Raw genomic sequence first — 19,370 nt, forward strand, 5'->3', positions numbered from 1 at the left:
TAATCTCATAGATGATAAATCAATCCTTGTTTCAAAAAGACAAGAAAATTCCTCCAGCACTTGATCAGCTCAATTTATCTCCGCCAAGCACACCGCTGTCTACGAGTGTTTGCCTAAGTTCTTTGTATTCAGGGTCTGTCCAAAAGGCTTCAGACTGCACGAGCTCTGCCGCATCTTTTCTAGCGGTTTCAAGCGCTCTATAGTCATGAACCATATCTGCCACTTTAAATTCAGGCATTCCGCTTTGTTTCTTGCCAAAGAAGTCGCCAGGGCCTCTTAGTTCTAAGTCCTTTTCAGACAGTTCAAAGCCATCCGTTGTTTCAGACATGATCCGCATGCGTTCTTTACCGGTCTCTGATTTAGGGTCCGCCATTAAAATACAAAAAGATTGATGCTCTCCGCGTCCGACCCTGCCTCTTAACTGATGAAGCTGTGACAGTCCAAAGCGGTCCGCATCATAAATGACCATGATGGTCGCATTCGGCACGTTGACACCAACTTCAACAACTGTCGTTGACACAAGGATTTGCACTTCATTGGAAGTGAAATCTCTCATCACTTGATCTTTTTCATCACTGGCGAGTTTCCCGTGCATTAAGCCGATCGACCATTTTCCGCGATACGCCTCTGTCAGCATGCTGTGAACATCAATCGCATTTTGGACATCCAGTTTGTCTGATTCTTCTATAAGTGGACAAATAATATACGCTTGTCTGCCTTTTCTCAGCTCTTTATCAACAAAAGCAAGAATCCGTTCAAGCATGTCATGCTTCACCCAATACGTTTCAATCTGCTTTCGGCCGGCTGGCAGCTCATCAATGACTGAGACGTCCATTTCTCCAAATACTGTGATGGCAAGCGTTCTTGGAATCGGCGTTGCGGTCATAAACAAAACATCTGGGTCCTGCCCTTTGCTTCGCAGTTTTTTCCGCTGTTCCACGCCGAACCTGTGCTGTTCATCTGTAATAACAAGACCAAGCTGCTGAAATTCCACTTCGTCCTGGATAAGGGCATGCGTGCCGACTAAAATATCAATATCTCCCTCTTTCAGACGTTCAAGCAGTTCTCTGCGGCGCTTTCCTTTCACTGAACTCGTCAAAAGAGCAATATTTAGCCCCCATTTTTCAAATAGCTGATACAGTGAATCGGCATGCTGTTCAGCCAAAATTTCAGTTGGCACCATCAGCGCACCTTGAAAGCCGGATAAATGAGCGGCATAAAGGGCAATTGCCGCTACAGCTGTTTTCCCCGATCCAACATCTCCTTGAAGAAGCCGGTTCATTCGGTACGGGGATGCCATATCTGCCATAATTTCATCCAGCACTCTTGATTGTGCTTTTGTCAGCGGGAACGGCAGGCTATGAACAAACTCAAAGACCGCCTCTTTTGCGAACGGATGCTGGATGCCTGATGTTTTTTCTCGTTCTTTTTTTCTGATCGCCTGCATCTTCAGCTGAAAGATGAGAAATTCCTCGTACACGAAGCGTCGTCTTGCATGCTTGAGCGAGTCTCTCGTTTCAGGGAGATGAATGGTTTTTAGTGCTTCTTGATAAGACATGAGTTTATAAGCAGCTACAAGCTGCTTTGGCAGTGGATCTTCAGCATGGTCTACATAGAGTGACAACGCTTGTTTTACAAATCGTCTCATCATCTTCACGGTTACATTTTCTTTGACTGAATAAACAGGTTCTATACTGCCATCTTGTTCGTGTGTTCCTTTTTTAAATTCCTGCACCATAATGGATTGCCGGTTTTTATCCCACTTCCCTGTAACTGATACCGTATCGCCTAAAACAAGACTTCGTTTTAAATAAGGGCGATTGAAGCATATAGCTGTAATCAAAAAACGACCGACAAGCAGCCTGAATGTCAGCCTGCTTCGTTTTTTTCCATAATAGGTGAGAACGGGCTCACTGTGCACTTTTCCTTCAACTGTGACACGTTCGTCATGCCTGACTTCCTCTAAGTTGCGAAGCTCATAGTCGTCATATCGATAAGGAAAGTAGCCGAGTAAATCGGCTACTGTGTAGATTCCAAGTTCATTTAGTGTTTTTTCTGTTTCTTCTCCAATCCCTTTGAGGGCAGAGATCTTATCTTGCAGTTTCTGTATCACGAGATGAGGTCACACCTCCGAAAATCTTCTTTTCAAGCTCCCTTGCTGTCGGTGTTGCAGCAAGTCCGCCTTGTGCAGTCTCACGAAGAGCTGTTGGCATCGTTTGACCAATTTTGTACATCGCATCAATGACTTCATCACAAGGGATGCGGCTTGTAATGCCGGCAAGTGCCATATCTGCTGCAATCATCGCATTAGAAGCGCCCATTGCGTTTCGTTTCACACATGGCACTTCCACAAGTCCTGCGACTGGATCGCAAACAAGACCCAGCATATTTTTTAAGGTGATGGCCATGGCTTCAGCAGATTGCTGCGGCGTACCGCCTGCCATTTCTACAATGGCTGCTGCTGCCATACCTGATGCAGATCCTACTTCTGCCTGACAGCCGCCTGCTGCACCAGAGATACTTGCGTTATTGGCGACAACAAAACCAAATGCACCAGATGTAAATAGGAATCTGACCATTTGTTCCTTTGTTGGCTTTAATGTTTCTTTCACCGCAAAGAGCGTTCCTGGCACAACACCTGCTGAGCCAGCAGTAGGCGTTGCACAGATCGTTCCCATTGCTGCGTTCACTTCATTTGTTGCCACTGCCTTACTAACAGCATCTAAAATGGTATGACCAGACAATGTTTTGCCTGATTCGATATATGCTTGAAGTTTCACAGCATCCCCGCCTGTTAAACCAGATAATGATTTCACACCTTTCAATCCGTTTTCAACGGCCTGTTCCATCACTTCTAGGTTGCGGTACATCTGCGAGAAAATGTCTTCACGTGACTTCCCTGTCACTTCCATTTCTTGAGTAATCATAATTTCTGAAATGGAGGTATTCCGTTCTTCTGTTAGCTGCACGAGTTCTTTGACGTTTTTAAACATCATACATAACCTCCTTGTTGTTACTCTGCAATTTGTGTGACTTGAATAATGTTTGGCAGCGTCTCAAGCTCTGTTAAAACCGCTGGATCAATATTCTGATCCACTTCAATCGTCATGAGTGCTTCTTGCCCGACCTCTTTACGTGCCACTTCCATATGACCAATGTTGATGGCGAATTTCGCTAACACATTGGCAACTGCTGCAATCGTCCCGTAGCGGTCGTTATGAACCACAAGAATGGCCGGATGATTCCCTGAGAGTCTCAGTTCAAAGCCATTTAATTCTGTGATTTCAATTTTACCTCCGCCAATGGAAATCCCGATTAATTCAAGGCTTCCATTCGCATCTGAAATTTCTACTTTTGCTGTATTTGGATGCGCTGGCACCGCATCTTCTTCTTTAAACTCAATGTCGATTTCTTTGCTTTTTGCAATATCAATCGCTGTTTTAATTCGTTCATCAAATGTATCAAAATCAAGAACACCGCCGATAATGGCTACATCTGTCCCGTGTCCTTTATACGTATCTTTAAAAGAGCCATAAAACGACACAACAATTCGTTTCGGTTCCCTTCCGAACAAGCTGCGAGCCACTCTTCCAATACGAGCCGCACCCGCCGTGTGCGAACTTGATGGACCAATCATGACGGGTCCAATAATATCAAACACACTTCTAAATTTCATAGGTCTTCCCCTCTCATCACCAATCACAGATTGGTTTGTTACTCCCTTTAGACTAATGGATTCATTCGATTCCCGCAACTCATTTCACCGATGAACACATAGTAAAAAAATGCAAAAGAAGAAGAAGGGCTTCATGTGCCCTTCTTTCTTTATTCAACAGCCAAAATATATGAATAAAGCGGCTGTTTTCCATCGTGGACTTCAACTTCTACATCTTCAAATGTGTCTTCAATATATGCTTCTAAAGCTTCCATCTCATCAGATGATGCATCTTCCCCTTTGATGATTGTGACAATCTCATCATCTTCTGTCACCATTTGGGTCAAAAGCTCTTTTGCTGCATCTAATTGATTTTTAGCTGTTAAGGTGATTTTTCCATTGTATAGGCCCATATAATCGCCTTTGGCAATGTCGATCCCATCAATTTGGGTATCTCTTACCGCAAAGGTAATTTGGCCGCTTTTCACATGATCAATCGCTTCTAACATCGCTGCTTCATTGTCTTCATTCGAAGCTGCTTCATTGAGAGAAAGAAGTGCCGACATTCCTTGAGGAACGGTCTTTGTCGGAATAACAACGACCTCACGACTTGAGACAGTTGCCGCCTGTTTAGCTGCCATGACAATATTAGAATTATTAGGTAAGATAAAGACGGTTTCGGCATGAATGCTATCAATTGCTTTGACAATGTCTTCTGTGCTCGGATTCATTGTCTGTCCGCCTTCAATGACGACGGATGCTCCGATACTTTTAAACAAGTCAGCAATCCCTTCTCCCATTGCGACACTCACTACTCCAAAACGCTGTTTTTCAGCAGCTGTTGCTTTTGGTGCAGCAGGCGAGTGATCTTTTTCTTCATTGACGATCGAGCTATGCTGCTCTCTCATGTTTTCAATTTTCATATTAATCAAGCTACCGTAGCGCTGTGCATATGATAAGACATCTCCTGGCTGCTCTGCATGAATATGAACTTTTGCAAGCGTATCATCAGATACCACAAGAAGTGAATCTCCGAATTCGCTTAATTCTTCTCTGAAGGCATTTTCGTCAAAGGACTGTTTGTCTTCTTCGAATTTCACCATAAATTCTGTACAATAGCCAAATTCAATATCTTCTGTGTTCATATGGCTTTGTGCACTTTTATGATGCTCTGCACTCACTAATTCTTTTAATGTTGGCAAAGAGGCCGTTTTAGGAGGAAGCTCTTCTCCTCTTAATGAAGCAAGGAAACCTTCATATACACAAAGAAGCCCTTTACCGCCGCTATCTACAACGCCGACTTCTTTTAAAACAGGAAGGAGATCTGGCGTGCGGTCAAGTGATGCTCTTGCTTCCTCAATCGTTAATTCAAGCACACGATCGATTTGGTCTTCTGTTGTTGAAACAGCAACCGCTTTCTTTGCTGCGTCTTTTGCAACCGTTAAGATGGTTCCTTCAATCGGTTTCATGACGGCTTTATATGCTGTATCAACACCGGCCTGCAAGGCAAGCGCAAATTCTTTTGCGTCAATTGTTTCTTTTTGTTCTATATTTTTGCTGAAACCTCTGAAGAGCTGAGACAGGATCACACCTGAGTTTCCTCTTGCCCCCATTAACAGCCCTTTCGACAGAGCCACCCCGACCTTACCAATGTGATCGGTATTTGTTTCTTCAACTGCTTTTGCCCCTGAAGTCATTGACAAATTCATATTTGTCCCCGTGTCTCCGTCTGGCACTGGAAAAACATTTAACGCATCAACAATTTGTGCGTTTTGAGAAAGATGGTGAGCACCTGCAAGAATCATTTTTGCAAATGAGCGGCCACCCAGATTTCTAATAGACAATATATTTCCTCCTTACTACGGGTTCGTAACTTTTACTCCTTGTACATAAATGTTGACTGAGTCAACTGAAAGTCCAATCGTGTGATGAATCGTATATTTGACTTTCGTTTGAACATTATGTGCGACTTCTGATATTTTTGTACCGTAGCTGACGATGATGTACATATCAATATGAATGCGATCTTCTTTTTGACGCACAAGAACACCCCGGCTGAAGTTCTCTTTGCGGAGAATATCCGTCAAGCCGTCCTTTATTTGATTTTTGGACGCCATGCCAACAATACCATAGCAATCGATCGCAGCGCCTCCTGCCACCATTGCAATGACTTCATTTGATATATCAATTTGTCCGTATTTCGTTCTAAGTTCAATGGACACATTGGTTCCCCCTTTTTGAGAAATTGCCCTGAGTTATCACTATTTTACTATAAGACCCTTCTTTTTAAAAGAAATCATTCAATCCGACCCAATCCTACTTATACTATAGCCTTGATTTTTTATCAAGATGTCAAGGTATTTTTCTTGAAAGAGGAGCAAACAATCCTTGCAAACCCCTTGAAGCTGTGGTAAATTATTAAAGTATCTTGAGGCATCTCTAAGTACGTATATGAAGAATATGATGATGTTTTCGCAGTTAGGAGGGAAACAAATGGCACGTAAATGCGTTATTACAGGCAGAAAAACAAAAGCTGGGAACAACCGTTCTCACGCAATGAACTCTACAAAACGTACATGGGGCGCGAACCTTCAAAAAGTTCGTATTCTAGTGGACGGTAAGCCTAAAAGAGTATATGTATCAGCTCGAGCTTTGAAATCTGGTAAAGTTGAGCGTGTATAAGCAAGAGTAAACGCCTGCTACATTTAACTGTAGCAGGCGTTTTTATGTGGAAATAAAGGAGATTACTCATTAATCTTTCTTAAATGAACCAAGCATCGCACGGACAATGCCGCCAAGAAATCTAGGCAGTTTGATTGTATAAAATTTCATTTTGTCCCCCTCCTAAAAGTACCGCTTGCAGCACAATTGAGCTTAATCAGCCATCCACATTGATAGGTTGGTCAATCTTTGCTTCTTACCATTATTAATATGCCTTCATGAAAAGAAAAAGTACCATTTGAGTGGATGAGTTCGTTACTAATACATAGTGTGGAACCAGGCTCAATATGACAATTTTTCAGAGGATATTTGAAACCTTTTAATGTCAGCTTTTCAACCGATGTACCGAAGGGCAAAAACGACACATATTTTTTATCCGGGTCTTGTTTGATTTCGTATGTACCAGGTCCAAACATTTGAATAATATTTTGTTTATCTACAAGGTTCATGCTCTGTTTGTGCTGAATGCCTTTATAAAGGAGATGGATATTCCCAAGAAAATGATCTGCTCTTCCGCCTGTGATGCCGTAAATTTGAATATGGGCTGGATTCTGACGCAAAGACCAGTTCAGCGCAAGTTCTAAATCCGTTTCATCTTTCTCTGCCTGAAATAGATTGAGTGCAGGCAATTTCTTTTTCAGTTCATGAAGCTCTTCTTCTGTCACACTATCAAAATCACCAAATGCTCTGTCAGGTACAATGCCATGCTCTAGTAAGAAAAGAGTTCCCCGATCTACGCCGACCCAGAGAATGTCCTCCTCAGATGCTTCATGATCAAGCGGCGGGATGTACGCAAAAGGACCGCCGGCTACGATATGTATGTGCATGATTACGCTCCTCTCCATTGAAAAAGAACCAAAGATCACAATGACTTTGGTTCTTTTTCTTATGCTTCTCGAATGGCCTGAATGGCCGCCGCGCGGTCTTCTTTCCCATATACCGCTGAGCCGGCAACCAGTAGATTAGCGCCTGCTTCTTTGCAGCTCTTTGCTGTCTCTACATTGACACCGCCATCTATTTCAATGAGTAAATCGGTTAAGCCCTTTTGTTCACTAAGTGTCTTTACTTCTTTTACCTTTGAGAGAACAGAAGGAATAAACGCCTGTCCGCCAAAACCAGGGTTCACCGTCATGAATAAGACTAGGTCAACATCCTCTAATACATGCGCGATTTGAGAAACGGGTGTGTGCGGGTTTAAAACGACCCCTGCTTTGACACCTTGTTCTTTTATATGCTGAATCGTGCGATGTAAGTGTGGACACGCCTCGACATGAACAGAAATAATATCAGCGCCCGCTTTTGCAAATGCAGGGATATACTGGTCTGGCTGCTCAATCATTAAGTGAACATCGAGCGGCAGCTTTGTATGCGGCCTGATCGCCTCCACTACATTTGGTCCAAATGTCATATTCGGCACAAAATGACCGTCCATCACATCAATATGAATATAATCCGCTCCACCTTGTTCCACATCACGGATATCTTTCGCAAGATTGGCAAAATCGGCTGATAAAATGGATGGGGCAATATAAACCATGATTTAGTACCTCGGCTTTCTGTCTTTAATTTCAGTTAAAAACTCTAAATAATGCTGATAGCGATACTCTCTGATGCGATCGTCTTCTACTGCCTCTTTTACCGCACATCCAGGTTCTTTTACGTGCAAACAGCCTCTAAATTTACATTCTGCACTCTTCTCTCTGATTTCTAAGAAATAGAGCCCTAAATCTTCCGCTTCGATACCTGTAAATTCAAGCGAGCTAAATCCTGGTGTATCGGCAATGAGCCCTTCAGCCGTTCGAATGAGTTCCACATGTCTTGTTGTATGTTTCCCCCTGCCAAGATGGGAGGAAATATCATTTGTTTTCAGTGCTAAATCAGGACTCATCGCATTTAAGAGAGAAGACTTCCCTACACCTGATTGACCTGCAAATACAGTAATCTTGTGATGGAAATACGGGGTCAGCTTTTCAATTCCATCCCCTTCGATCGTCGATGTTAAATGAACGTCGTATCCAATTTGGCGATAGTCTTCTGCATAGGCTTGAATCGTTTCTCGCTCTTGCTCTGTTTTCAGCAAGTCCATTTTTGTGATGCAGATAATCGGTTCAATCTGGCTCTCTTCAACAAGCACTAGGAATCTGTCTAACAGCGATGTACTAAAGGTCGGCTCTGCTGCTGAGAAAACGAGCACCGCTTGATCAACGTTGCTAATAGGCGGGCGAATCAGCTCATTGGTCCGCTCTTTTACTTCCAGCAAATAGCCTTCCTTATCGTTATCTGCTTGATAGACGACATAATCTCCAACAAGCGGGGTTATTTTGTTTTTACGAAAAATCCCTCTTGCTCTACACTGAATTACTTTGCCACTTTCTAGAGACTCATCCAGCACATAATAAAATCCGCTTAATGCTTTAATAATTTTGCCCTCAGGCATAAAGTCCCTCCTTTATTCATCATCAGGGTATTCAATCGTTTTGGAGCTTACTACTTTATCATCCACTGTCACCTGATAGTATCCTTTTTGACCAGGTTCTATCTTAAATTTAATCGTTCGCTCAGTAGGCGCAGTGATTTTAAAGGTTTCATATAAATCAGAAATGCTATGTTCTGCATCGTCAATGGATATTTGAACATTCATCTCTTGTCCTTCTGTTTCTGGTTCATACGGGATCGCAATTTTTTCAGTCACCGTTTTAGCCGGTTTCTCTTTTGGGCCAAGAGAGAACGTAATTTTGACCGTATCACCAGGTTTAACAGCTGTCCCAGCTCCCGGTTCCTGCTTCATGACCTCACCTTTTGGCACATCATCAGAATACGCTTCTTTTTCATCTAGCTTTAGTCCATTATCCTCTAGATAATTTGATGCGGCCTGTTTACTATACGTCGTTAAATCCCGTAAGGTAATATCGGCAGGTCCTATGCTGACGGTCAATGTGACCTCTTCATCTGCTGCGACAAGTTCTGTATTTGCGGAAGGTTTCTGTTCCATGACAATGCCTGATTCTGTGTCATTATCATTCACTTCCTCTACAACAACCTGTTTAAACCCTTTTTTCTCTAATCGTTCTTTTGCTTTCTCGACCTTTTCACCAGTTACATCAGGTAATTCGGTTTTTTCTTTACCTGTACTTTGATAAAGCTGAATTTCTGTCCCTTCTTTTACCTTTGTTCCAATTTTCGGGTCTGTTTTGACAACCAGCCCTTTTTCAATCTTCTCGTCGGCAATATCAATGGGGTCAGAAGCGACGGTAAATCCGGCTTTCTTCAAGGTGTCTTCCGCTTTTTCAACCGTCATGCCAGAAACATCGGTCACCTCTACATCCTTTGGAAAGAGTAATCCTGGGAAGACCGTGATCGCTAAAATGGTCGCAGCCGTCAAAACAAATAAGATCGACGCTACAATCCACGGCCATTTTTTCCGTTTTTTCTTCGGCTTTTGTTTCTCTTTTTTCTTTGGTTTTTGAACCGGGTGGACGGCTGTTTTTTCATTGTCTTGATCGACTTGATGATCTTTTATAATAGGAATGGCTTTTGTTGCTTCATGATCTTCTTCAATGACAAAGCGTTTTTCTTTTAGTCTTGCAGGGTCAAAAGCCGTTTTTAAGTCTTTTTGCATTTCAGATGCATCTTCGTATCGATAGAATGGATCTTTGGCCATCGCTTTTAAAATGATGTTCTCCACGCTTTGTGGTACAGAAGGATTCCACCTTCTCACAGATGGCGGCTCTGATTGCAAATGCTTCAGTGCGACACTGACAGCGGATTCTCCTTCAAATGGCATGCGTCCTGAAATCAGCTCATAAAGAACAATACCAAGTGAATAAATGTCTGACTTTTTCGTTGCAAGACCGCCGCGCGCTTGCTCTGGGGACAAATAATGCACGGAGCCAAGAACAGAATTCGTATGGGTAATGGTCGCTGAGCTAAGTGCCATGGCAATGCCAAAATCAGTGACTTTGATATTCCCCAAGTTGTCTATTAATATATTGTGAGGCTTAATGTCTCGATGGACGAGCTGTTTCGCATGGGCTTCTTCCATCGCCGCAACGACTTGCTCCATAATGCGAACGGCTTCTTTTGGATGAAGCGGTCCATTGGCGTGTATGTATTCCTTCAGCGTCATCCCTTCGACATATTCCATGACAATATAATAAATGTCATCTTCTTCCCCTACATCGTAGATACTGACAATATTCGGATGATCTAAGCTGGCTGCTGATTGCGCTTCTCTCCGGAACCGTCTAATAAAATCATCATCGCTTGCAAAGTCAAACCGTAAAATTTTAATCGCCACTTCGCGATCTAAAATCATATCCTCCGCCAAATAAACGTTGGCCATTCCGCCTCCGCCTATGGCGCGAAGAATTTGATAACGGCCGCTGATCCTTTTTCCGATCAACACTTGCTGTCACCCTCCTCTGTTTGGGAGGAGATTTCTAACAGTACTGCTGTAATGTTATCTTCACCGCCGTTGTCATTCGCTGTTTGAACTAACTCTGTTACTTTTTCATCTGGTGCGGTTGTTTGCGATAAAATCTGAATCAAATGTTCTTCTTCTACTTTATTCGATAATCCGTCTGAGCAAAGCAAAATTTGATCTCCTGGATCCACTTCAAAAGTTCGTGCATCAATTTGAACGTGTTTATCCGTTCCTAACGCTTTGGTCAGCACATTTTTTCTTGGATGATATTCTGCATCCGCTTTTGAAATCTCTCCTGTTTTCACTAACTCATTCACTAGTGAGTGATCATCTGTTAATTGGGTCAGCGCACCTTCTCTTAGCAAATAGCAGCGGCTGTCACCAATATGGGCAATTGTGACCGTTTGCAAATGAACGAGCGCACAAACGATGGTCGTCCCCATTCCTTGGCATTCCTCATTGTTTTTCGCATGTTCGTATACTTGGTCATTAATGTCGCTAATTTTTGAGATTAACCAATTTTCTTGATCGGCTGGTTTATTTGGAATTGAAGATGTTTCCTGCCAGTATTCTTTTAAAGAAGAAACTGCCATCTTGCTGGCTACATCACCAGCAAGATGACCTCCCATTCCATCTGCTACAACAGCTAGAAGTGTGTCTTCTTTTGCTTCAAAAATACCTGCATCATCTTCATTATGCTGACGGACTTTTCCTGTATCGGTTTGAAAGGCTGCCCTTATCAACATTCGTCACCTCGTCTCTTCCTGACGCTCCTTCGCTCTTAGCTGACCGCAAGCAGCATCAATATCATGGCCTTGCTCTCGTCTAATCGTTACGTTTACGCCTCGTTCTTTCAGCGTTTTTTCAAATAGGAAGATTTGTTCTCTTGGTGTTCTCACGTAATCTCTTTCTGGTACATAGTTCACAGGGATGAGGTTTACATGGCATTTGATTCCTTTTAATAAATCAGCAAGTTCTTCTGCGTGATGGACTTGATCATTGACTCCGCCAAACAGACCGTATTCAAAGCTCACGCGTCTGCCTGTTTTTTGAATATAGTATTCAATAGCTTCCATTAATTTTGGCAGCTTGTATGCCTTATTGATTGGCATGAGGCGGCTTCGAATGTCAGTATTTGGTGCGTGCAGGGAGACAGCAAAGTTGATTTGCATTTGCTCATCCGCAAATTGATAAATCTTTGGAATGATCCCGCTCGTCGAAACGGTAATATGACGTGCACCAATATTTAAGCCGTTATCATGGTTAATGATTTTAAGGAATGCAAGCATTTCATCAAAGTTATCAAACGGTTCGCCAATTCCCATGATGACAACTGAGCTGACGCGTTCATCTGTTTCATCAAGCGCCTGTTGTACTTTCAATACTTGGGCCACAATTTCTCCCGCCTCAAGGTTACGTTTCAAACCGCCAAGTGTAGATGCACAGAATGTACAACCAATCCGGCAGCCAACCTGTGTTGTGACGCAGACAGAGTTGCCATATTCGTGGCGCATCAGCACGGTTTCAATGGTATAGCCATCGTGTAATTCAAATAAGAACTTGATCGTTCCATCTTGAGATGTTTGTTTTATCACTGTTTTTAAAGTCGTGATGGCGAATTGATCTTTTAATTTTTCTCTTAATTCCTTTGAAAGGTTAGACATTTCATCAAAGGACGTGACGCGTTTTTCATAAAGCCACTCAAAAATTTGTGTTGCACGGAAAGGCTTCTCGCCTTGTTCCTTTAACCAGTCTTTGATTTCATTTAGCTCGAACGAGTAGATCGACGGCATGTCTGTTTTCAGTTCTTTTCTTACTTTTTGTTTTTGTTCTGTCATTTTTTATCCCTTCTTTCTCATGCTGCAAATAAAGAAACCATCTGTTCCGAAATAATGAGGAAGAATTTGTACACTTCCGTTTTGAACAAACGGAGCAACCTGCTCAGGCAGCCGTTCATTAAGAGATAGATCGGGGTCGAAGTCTTGGTGTTCTTGTAAAAACGCATGAATCACTTGTTGATTTTCTGTTGGATCCATTGTACATGTACTGTATACAAGGGTTCCGCCTGGCTTTAGCAGCTGGGCTGTTTCATGCAAGATCGATTGCTGAATTGTCGCAAGTCTTGCTGAGTCTTCCGAGGACTTTGTATATTTCATATCTGGTTTTCGTCTGATGACGCCAAAACCTGAACATGGTGCATCAATGAGAATACGGTCAAACGAAGCATCATCATAATGGTCGGATACTTTCCTTGCATCAAGCGCTTTTGCCTCAATATGCGTTAAGTTCAGACGTTTTGCTGCCTGTTTGATCAGTTTTACTTTGTGCTCATGTAAATCAAGAGACACAATCTTCCCCTCATCGTTCATTCGCTCTGCGATATGTGTTGATTTACCACCAGGAGCGGCACAGGCATCAAGCACCATTTCTCCCGGCTGAGGATCCAGCGCTCTTGCGACAAGCATGGAGCTTTCATCTTGAATCGTGACAAAGCCCTCTTGAAAGAAAGGAGTAGATACGATAGATCCTTTCATGAGTTTGAGTGCATCCTCAGATAAGTCGCCGAGCTCTGTTTCAATTCCTGCATCCATGAGTTCTTGCTGCAGTGCAGGGCGGTCTTTTTTCATTCGATTGACACGCAATGTCTGCTTTGGCGGGACTAAATGAATACGGCACATGCTTTCTGTTGCTTCAAAACCGTACGCCTCCACCCATTCTTGTACGAGCCACAATGGATGGCTTGTCTCTATTGAAAGCCTTTTTACCGGATCTTTGATCGCATCAAATGCTGGCACGCCTTCTCTTTGCACAGAACGAAGAACGCCGTTGACTAGTGAAGAAATACCTTTATGTCCGCGCTTTTTCGTTAGTTCCACTGCTTCATGGATGGCTGCACGATCTGGAATTTTTTCAAGGTAAACCATCTGATAAAGAGACATCCGCAAAAGCTGCATCACCCATGGAGCCACTTTTTGCGGTTTTTTCACAAAGGGTGTGAGCATATAATCAAGTGCCAGCTTGTTTTGCAGTGTACCGTATACAAGTTCTGTTAATAGCGGTTTGTCTTGATCGGAAAGTTCTTTCTCTTTCATCACTGACTGCAAAAGCAAGTTACTGTAGGCTTGATTTTGTTCGAGTTTGATTAAAGCGTCTAGCGCTACTTCTCTCACATTACTTTTCTTCATTGATTAGCCCTAATTTCTGTCCAATTTCGATATTTGCGCCTCTTAAGAAGTCTTCACCGCTCATTTTTTTCTTTCCAGCGGGCTGTACACTCGTTAATAAAAGGCCTTGCTGATTTCCTGTTCCAACGACTGGTCCTTCTTTTTGAAGCTCAATCACTTTCCCAGGTTCTTCTGGTGCTTGAAGCGGAACTTTTTTCGCTTCCCATACTTTTAAGTTAGCACCGTTCCATTCAGTATAGGCAACTGGCCATGGATTTAAGCCGCGAACTTGGTTGTAAAGCTCTTCTCCTGGCTTGGTCCAGTCTAATCTTTCCTGCTCCCGCTTAATATTTGGTGCATACGTTGCTGCCTCTTCATTTTGCGGAATTGGCGAGATAGACCTGCTTAACACATTTGGAACTGTGTCTTTTAATAACGCCGCACCAGCCACACTTAATTTATCATGCAGTGTTCCGACGTTGTCTAATTCATCAATTTCTACTTCTACTTTGCTAATCATGTCACCTGCATCAAGCTTTTCTACCATATACATGATCGTCACGCCTGTTTTCTTTTTGCCTTGCAGGATCGCATAATGGATCGGTGCACCGCCTCTTAGTTCTGGCAGCAGTGAGGCATGAACGTTGATACAGCCAAATTCAGGTTCATCAAGTAATCTTTTTGGCAAAATTTGTCCGAACGCTGCTGTTACGATCAAATCTGGCTTTAACGCAAGCACTTTATCAATTTCTTCATCAAGACGTACCTTTTCAGGCTGTAAAACTGGAATGCCGTGTTTTAAGGCTTCTACTTTTACAGGAGGCGGCGTGAGCACTCGTTTTCTGCCTTTCGGGCGATCAGGCTGTGTGACGACCCCGACAACTTCATATCCTTCTGTTATAAGTGTTTGCAGCACAGGTACTGAGAAATCAGGGGTTCCCATAAATACGATACGTGCCATTTTCTTCACCCTTCCATTTCCGCAAGTTCTTTTTCTGTATACGTTTGAATGATTTTCGACGTGAATAATACACCGTCTAAGTGATCAATTTCATGCAATAAAGCTCTTGCTAAAAATCCTTCTGCTTCTATTGTAAATGGTTTGCCTTTCTTATCAAAGGCTTTCACCTTCACATAATTTGGTCTTTCAACCGTTCCGTATAAAGATGGAAAGCTCAGGCAGCCTTCAATGTCTGTCTGGCTCCCTTCCACATCAAGAATCTCAGGATTTACTAAGTCAATCCTCCCAGAATCTTCGCCGATATCGACCACGGCGATTCTTTTTGAGATGCCGATTTGTGGTGCGGCTAGGCCGACTCCATCTAGTTCAAGCATTGTATCATACATATCATCCAGCAGTTTTTTCAGTTTTTTATCGAATGTATCAACAAGCTCTGTTTGTTGTTCAAGCACGTCTGCAGGATGTAAGACTATCGGTTTAATTGCCACGAAAAGACCTCCGTTTTACATCATCATATATGGATTCATATCGATTGATATCATCAACTGTTTTTGTTCCATTTCTTTTTGATAATGATCTTGTATTTTCCGTAATAAACTTGCCAGTTCATTTTCCCTTTTGTATTTTATCACGCATTGATATCGATATCTATCTTTGATCTTAGCGATCGGAGAAGCAGCAGGACCGAGAATCCTTGTATTCGGTGCACAATTCATTTTCAGGAACTGAACAATTTTGTCTGTGACATGCGCTGCCTTTGTCACTTCTTCATGTGATACAGTCACCATCGCCAAAAAATAAAATGGCGGATAGGACTGATGACGACGGTGCAACATCTCCTGCTCATAAAAGGCTTCATAATCATGCTGTTTGGTTAATTCAATACTATAATGCGAAGGTGTATATGATTGAATAATGACTGACCCCGCTTTTTCATGACGTCCCGCCCGTCCGCTTACTTGCGTGAGAAGCTGAAACGTTTTTTCACTTGAACGAAAATCAGGGATGTGAAGAGACGTATCCGCACTAAGGACACCGACAAGTGTAACATCTGGGAAGTCTAATCCTTTTGCAATCATTTGCGTCCCAAGCAGTATATCCGCTTCTTTGTTGCCAAAGGACGTGAGAAGCTTTTCGTGCGCACCTTTTCGAGAGGTTGTATCTACATCCATTCGGATGACCCTTGCTTCTGGTAATACCTTCGTCAGCTCTTCTTCCACACGCTGCGTGCCTGTACCAAAATAGCGAATATGCTCACTATGGCATTCTGGACATTCTGCAGGTACAGGAGCTTCGTGACCGCAGTAATGGCACTTCAGCCGTTTTTGAAAGCGGTGATAAGTGAGAGAGATCTCACAATGAGGACATTGTTCCACATATCCGCAATCTCGGCACATCACAAAGGATGAATAACCTCTTTTATTGAGAAATAAAACCGCCTGTTCTTTCCTTTCAAGTACTTCTTTTAACCTGAGCATTAATTCTTCTGAGAACATGGAACGGTTGCCGTTTCTTAATTCTTCTCTCATATCAATTAACGAAACGTGCGGCAGCTGCTGCTGATTGACGCGCCGTTTGAGCGTCAGCAGTGTATACACACCCTTTTTCGCACGCGCATATGACTCAAGTGAAGGCGTTGCACTGCCTAATACAACCGGACATTGGTGCCGCCCTGCTCGTTCAATGGCCACATCTTTCGCATGATACCGAGGCATTTCTTCTTGTTTATATGACGATTCATGTTCTTCATCTATAATGATCATTCCTAGATTTTCAAACGGGGCGAAAACAGCCGATCTTGCGCCAACGACAAGCTTGACTTCCTTGCGGTGGATTTTCCGCCATTCATCGTATTTTTCCCCAGTCGATAAGCCGCTATGAAGAACAGCCACATTGGACCCGAAGCGCTCTTTAAAACGCTGGACCATTTGAGGCGTTAATGAAATTTCAGGAACTAGGACGATCGCTTCTTTTCCCTTTTGGAGGACATGATCAATCGTCTGTAAATAAATTTCGGTTTTACCGCTTCCTGTGACTCCGTGCAGTAAAAACGTTTCATGTTTGTCATCGCTCACTGCTTGATGAATGGGTTTTGCCGCTTCTGCTTGCTCTGCTGTGAGATCAAGAGGAGTAGACGGTGTAAACTCCCTATCCCGATAAGGATCTCGATAAATCTCTTCATAGCTTTCTGTTAACAGACCTTCTTGAATCAAGGCTTTTATCGTTTGAGAACTAGCACCTGTTTGTTGCTGCAGATCTTTTGCTAAAAACGTCGTTTCATTCGCTTGAAATAAAAAGGTAAGCAGCGCCTTCTGTTTCACCGCATTTTTCTTTAACTGCTTCTGTTTTTCTTCAAGTTTTTCTTTCGTAACTGCTATCTGAAGTGTCCGCACCTTTTTCTTTCCGGATTTTTGTGAGACGTGATATCTGACTTCTAGATGGCCTTTTTGGACATGCTTTTGAATAGGCTTCAGCTGTTCAGGCGGAATGTCAGCGTAAAGGATGCTCTCTTGCTGACCGAAAAGCTCTTTCAATGACTGCGGAAGTTCCTCAGCTGATAACACCTGAATTTCTTTTTCATATTTGGCTTTCATCGCTGCTGGGAGCATCGATTGAAGCGCCGTAATATGATAGGACAATGTTTTTTCCGTCAGCCAGTGGGAAAGCTCCAATAGCTCATCTGTCAGAACAGGAGATAAATCAAATAAATCGACAATGTCCTTGATGTTTCCTGACTGTACGTCTGTTTCTTCTTTGATTTTTGTCACAAACCCTTGAATCTTCCTTGGGCCAAAAGGAACCACTACCCTCATACCAGCCTTGACAAGGCCTTTAAAGCGGTCTGGCACACGATAGTCAAATGGCCTGTCAATGGCTTTCGTTGTGACATCGACGATCACTTCAGCAATCATGCTCGATCACGCTCTTTTGGCAGCAGCTGCTTTGCCTCCTGTAAGATTTCAAAGGCAAGGTCTTTTTTGCTCATCATTGGCAGCTCTTTTTTTGTTCCGTCTGCTTTGATCAATGCTGCGACATTTGTATCTGTGCCAAAGCCTGCGCCCTCTGCTGCAACATTGTTCGCGACAATCATATCTAAATGCTTGGATTCGATTTTCTTTTTCGCATAATATTCTACATCCTGCGTCTCAGCTGCAAAGCCGACTAGCACCTGATGTTCTTTTCTTTTCCCAAGCTCTTTTAAAATATCTTTCGTCCGCTTAAATTCAACCGCTAGTGCACCGTCTTGTTTTTTCATTTTATGAGAATACGTTGTGACAGGCGTATAATCGGCAACAGCTGCTGATTTAATCACGATATCCGCTTTCTCGTACACCTCTAACGCTGCTTGATACATCTCCTCAGCCGATTCCACTTGCACCACATCCACATGCTCAGGCGCAGTTAACGAAACAGGTCCTGAAATGAGCGTGACATCAGCCCCCATTTGCTCGGCAGCTTCTGCAATGGCATAGCCCATTTTCCCAGAAGATCGATTTGAAAGGAAACGAACAGGGTCGATCACTTCTCGTGTAGGGCCAGCTGTGACCACGACTTTTTTACCTGAAAGCGGCAAGCTGGCTGGCTCATCAAAAAACGCACGGATGTGTTCAACAATTTTTTCAGGCTCCTCTAAGCGTCCTTTTCCAATGTAGCCACATGCTAAATAGCCTTCACTTGGCTCTATAAACCGGTAGCCGTCTTCATATAAAGTGCGGATGTTCCGTTTGACAGCTGGATGGTCATACATGTGCACATTCATAGCCGGTGCAACCCATACAGGAGCTGTTGAAGCAAGCAAGGTGGTTGTGAGCATATCATCAGCAAGTCCTGCGGCCATTTTACCAATGGTATGTGCTGTTGCAGGGGCAACAAGAATGAGATCGGCCCAGTCAGCTACATCAATATGCGCAATGACTTTTGGATTGTTTTCTTTAAATGTATCCACATACACCTCATGCCGAGATAGGGCTTGGAAGGTGAGCGGAGACACAAACTCACGGGCAGATTCTGTCATAATCACTCTTACGTTTGCGCCTGCCTGTACGAGTTTACTAGTGAGTGCAGCTGCTTTATATACGGCGATTCCTCCGCTGACGCCGAGTAAAATATTTTTCGACTGTAACATTTGTTTGTCCCCCTTAACGGCCTTTTTCACAAATTCGTCTACAATTCAAAAAAGTCAAAACCAATCATAGTTTTGACTTTTTTGAACGTATCGTATCTGCATAGCAGAAGCGATGTTATTCTTGCTCTTCTTTTTCAAATGTCAAAAGACCAGCATCGATTTCTTCAAGAGCTTTCCCTACAAATTTATAGGATTTTGTGTTTTCGATTTGTTGATCTTGATGGATTTGCATTTCACGTGCACGGCGTGCAGACACTGTGACAAGTGTATATTTTGAGTCAAGTTTGTTCATCAATGAGTCAATTGAAGGATCTAACATG

19 protein-coding genes are annotated in these 19,370 nt (G+C 42.9%); 1 reads left to right on the plus strand and 18 read right to left on the minus strand.

Going from position 1 to position 19,370, the window contains the following annotated elements; translation table 11 throughout:
- Positions 1–64: 64 nt before the first annotated feature.
- The 5 genes from recG to EBQ12_RS01595 form a co-directional block, all read right to left on the minus strand.
- Positions 65–2,113 carry an ATP-dependent DNA helicase RecG gene (recG, locus tag EBQ12_RS01575; RefSeq protein WP_035700728.1) on the minus strand — a complete coding sequence of 683 codons (2,049 nt, stop codon included), beginning with the start codon at positions 2,111–2,113 and terminating at the stop codon, positions 65–67.
- Positions 2,091–2,993 (minus strand): L-serine ammonia-lyase, iron-sulfur-dependent, subunit alpha, encoded by a 903-nt coding sequence (gene sdaAA / locus EBQ12_RS01580; protein ID WP_041090625.1) that lies wholly within the window; start codon positions 2,991–2,993, stop codon positions 2,091–2,093. The genes recG and sdaAA overlap by 23 nt, the downstream gene beginning before the upstream one ends.
- A 20-nt stretch (positions 2,994–3,013) precedes the next feature.
- On the minus strand, positions 3,014–3,676 hold the full coding sequence (gene sdaAB, locus EBQ12_RS01585; protein WP_008344864.1) for an L-serine ammonia-lyase, iron-sulfur-dependent subunit beta: 663 nt from the start codon (positions 3,674–3,676) through the stop codon (positions 3,014–3,016).
- A gap of 149 nt (positions 3,677–3,825) precedes the next feature.
- Complete coding sequence (locus EBQ12_RS01590; protein WP_048002836.1) at positions 3,826–5,499, minus strand: DAK2 domain-containing protein; 1,674 nt, start codon at positions 5,497–5,499, stop codon at positions 3,826–3,828.
- Between the two features lie 15 nt (positions 5,500–5,514).
- Complete coding sequence (locus tag EBQ12_RS01595) at positions 5,515–5,877, minus strand: Asp23/Gls24 family envelope stress response protein (RefSeq protein ID WP_008344871.1); 363 nt, start codon at positions 5,875–5,877, stop codon at positions 5,515–5,517.
- A gap of 271 nt (positions 5,878–6,148) precedes the next feature.
- Here EBQ12_RS01595 and rpmB point away from each other — a divergent pair, with 271 nt between their 5' ends.
- On the plus strand, positions 6,149–6,337 hold the full coding sequence (rpmB, locus tag EBQ12_RS01600) for a 50S ribosomal protein L28 (protein ID WP_003212514.1): 189 nt from the start codon (positions 6,149–6,151) through the stop codon (positions 6,335–6,337).
- A gap of 69 nt (positions 6,338–6,406) precedes the next feature.
- On the opposite strand, the gene spoVM is transcribed toward rpmB, so the two are convergent.
- The 13 genes from spoVM to rpoZ form a co-directional block, all read right to left on the minus strand.
- Positions 6,407–6,487, minus strand: coding sequence for a stage V sporulation protein SpoVM (gene spoVM / locus EBQ12_RS01605; protein ID WP_008354550.1), 81 nt, complete (start codon positions 6,485–6,487; stop codon positions 6,407–6,409).
- A 71-nt stretch (positions 6,488–6,558) separates the two neighbouring features.
- Positions 6,559–7,203: a thiamine diphosphokinase gene (locus EBQ12_RS01610; RefSeq protein ID WP_046343515.1), complete on the minus strand. Its 645-nt coding sequence runs from the start codon at positions 7,201–7,203 to the stop codon at positions 6,559–6,561.
- A gap of 59 nt (positions 7,204–7,262) precedes the next feature.
- Positions 7,263–7,913: a ribulose-phosphate 3-epimerase gene (gene rpe / locus EBQ12_RS01615; protein ID WP_046343514.1), complete on the minus strand. Its 651-nt coding sequence runs from the start codon at positions 7,911–7,913 to the stop codon at positions 7,263–7,265.
- Positions 7,914–7,916: 3 nt separating this feature from the next.
- Entirely contained in the window at positions 7,917–8,813 is an 897-nt protein-coding gene (gene rsgA / locus EBQ12_RS01620) for a ribosome small subunit-dependent GTPase A (RefSeq protein WP_024720340.1), read from the minus strand.
- Between the two features lie 12 nt (positions 8,814–8,825).
- Positions 8,826–10,781 (minus strand): Stk1 family PASTA domain-containing Ser/Thr kinase, encoded by a 1,956-nt coding sequence (gene pknB / locus EBQ12_RS01625; RefSeq protein WP_076821729.1) that lies wholly within the window; start codon positions 10,779–10,781, stop codon positions 8,826–8,828.
- Positions 10,775–11,545 carry a Stp1/IreP family PP2C-type Ser/Thr phosphatase gene (locus tag EBQ12_RS01630; protein WP_034647887.1) on the minus strand — a complete coding sequence of 257 codons (771 nt, stop codon included), beginning with the start codon at positions 11,543–11,545 and terminating at the stop codon, positions 10,775–10,777. The genes pknB and EBQ12_RS01630 overlap by 7 nt, the downstream gene beginning before the upstream one ends.
- Before the next feature lie 3 nt (positions 11,546–11,548).
- Positions 11,549–12,637 carry a dual-specificity RNA methyltransferase RlmN gene (gene rlmN / locus EBQ12_RS01635; RefSeq protein ID WP_007499669.1) on the minus strand — a complete coding sequence of 363 codons (1,089 nt, stop codon included), beginning with the start codon at positions 12,635–12,637 and terminating at the stop codon, positions 11,549–11,551.
- Positions 12,638–12,640: 3 nt separating this feature from the next.
- Positions 12,641–13,984, minus strand: coding sequence for a 16S rRNA (cytosine(967)-C(5))-methyltransferase RsmB (rsmB, locus tag EBQ12_RS01640; protein ID WP_046527262.1), 1,344 nt, complete (start codon positions 13,982–13,984; stop codon positions 12,641–12,643).
- Entirely contained in the window at positions 13,971–14,924 is a 954-nt protein-coding gene (fmt, locus tag EBQ12_RS01645; RefSeq protein ID WP_017359336.1) for a methionyl-tRNA formyltransferase, read from the minus strand. The genes rsmB and fmt overlap by 14 nt, the downstream gene beginning before the upstream one ends.
- Positions 14,925–14,929: 5 nt before the next feature.
- Positions 14,930–15,412 carry a peptide deformylase gene (def, locus tag EBQ12_RS01650; protein WP_008344891.1) on the minus strand — a complete coding sequence of 161 codons (483 nt, stop codon included), beginning with the start codon at positions 15,410–15,412 and terminating at the stop codon, positions 14,930–14,932.
- Between the two features lie 15 nt (positions 15,413–15,427).
- On the minus strand, positions 15,428–17,836 hold the full coding sequence (gene priA / locus EBQ12_RS01655) for a primosomal protein N' (protein WP_008344893.1): 2,409 nt from the start codon (positions 17,834–17,836) through the stop codon (positions 15,428–15,430).
- Positions 17,833–19,050: a bifunctional phosphopantothenoylcysteine decarboxylase/phosphopantothenate--cysteine ligase CoaBC gene (gene coaBC / locus EBQ12_RS01660; protein WP_125588892.1), complete on the minus strand. Its 1,218-nt coding sequence runs from the start codon at positions 19,048–19,050 to the stop codon at positions 17,833–17,835. Before coaBC ends, priA begins: the two co-directional genes overlap by 4 nt.
- 115 nt (positions 19,051–19,165) lie before the next feature.
- Positions 19,166–19,369, minus strand: coding sequence for a DNA-directed RNA polymerase subunit omega (rpoZ, locus tag EBQ12_RS01665; RefSeq protein ID WP_008344896.1), 204 nt, complete (start codon positions 19,367–19,369; stop codon positions 19,166–19,168).
- Between the last annotated feature and the right edge of the window lies 1 nt (position 19,370).

It is taken from the genome of Bacillus sp. 2B09, from assembly GCF_003946835.1.
In the GTDB taxonomy this organism is placed as follows: Bacteria; Bacillota; Bacilli; order Bacillales; family Bacillaceae; genus Bacillus; species Bacillus altitudinis.

What these genes read in the sequence shown, in the direction of transcription:
- sdaAA (WP_041090625.1), bottom strand. Translation starts at nt 2,993, where the DNA reads ATGTTTAAAAACGTCAAAGAACTCGTGCAGCTAACAGAAGAACGGAAT.
- sdaAB (WP_008344864.1), bottom strand. Translation starts at nt 3,676, where the DNA reads ATGAAATTTAGAAGTGTGTTTGATATTATTGGACCCGTCATGATTGGT.
- rpmB (WP_003212514.1), top strand. Translation starts at nt 6,149, where the DNA reads ATGGCACGTAAATGCGTTATTACAGGCAGAAAAACAAAAGCTGGGAAC.
- spoVM (WP_008354550.1), bottom strand. Translation starts at nt 6,487, where the DNA reads ATGAAATTTTATACAATCAAACTGCCTAGATTTCTTGGCGGCATTGTC.
- EBQ12_RS01610 (WP_046343515.1), bottom strand. Translation starts at nt 7,203, where the DNA reads ATGCACATACATATCGTAGCCGGCGGTCCTTTTGCGTACATCCCGCCG.
- rpe (WP_046343514.1), bottom strand. Translation starts at nt 7,913, where the DNA reads ATGGTTTATATTGCCCCATCCATTTTATCAGCCGATTTTGCCAATCTT.
- rsgA (WP_024720340.1), bottom strand. Translation starts at nt 8,813, where the DNA reads ATGCCTGAGGGCAAAATTATTAAAGCATTAAGCGGATTTTATTATGTG.
- EBQ12_RS01630 (WP_034647887.1), bottom strand. Translation starts at nt 11,545, where the DNA reads ATGTTGATAAGGGCAGCCTTTCAAACCGATACAGGAAAAGTCCGTCAG.
- rlmN (WP_007499669.1), bottom strand. Translation starts at nt 12,637, where the DNA reads ATGACAGAACAAAAACAAAAAGTAAGAAAAGAACTGAAAACAGACATG.
- rsmB (WP_046527262.1), bottom strand. Translation starts at nt 13,984, where the DNA reads ATGAAGAAAAGTAATGTGAGAGAAGTAGCGCTAGACGCTTTAATCAAA.
- fmt (WP_017359336.1), bottom strand. Translation starts at nt 14,924, where the DNA reads ATGGCACGTATCGTATTTATGGGAACCCCTGATTTCTCAGTACCTGTG.
- priA (WP_008344893.1), bottom strand. Translation starts at nt 17,836, where the DNA reads ATGATTGCTGAAGTGATCGTCGATGTCACAACGAAAGCCATTGACAGG.
- coaBC (WP_125588892.1), bottom strand. Translation starts at nt 19,050, where the DNA reads ATGTTACAGTCGAAAAATATTTTACTCGGCGTCAGCGGAGGAATCGCC.
- rpoZ (WP_008344896.1), bottom strand. Translation starts at nt 19,369, where the DNA reads ATGTTAGATCCTTCAATTGACTCATTGATGAACAAACTTGACTCAAAA.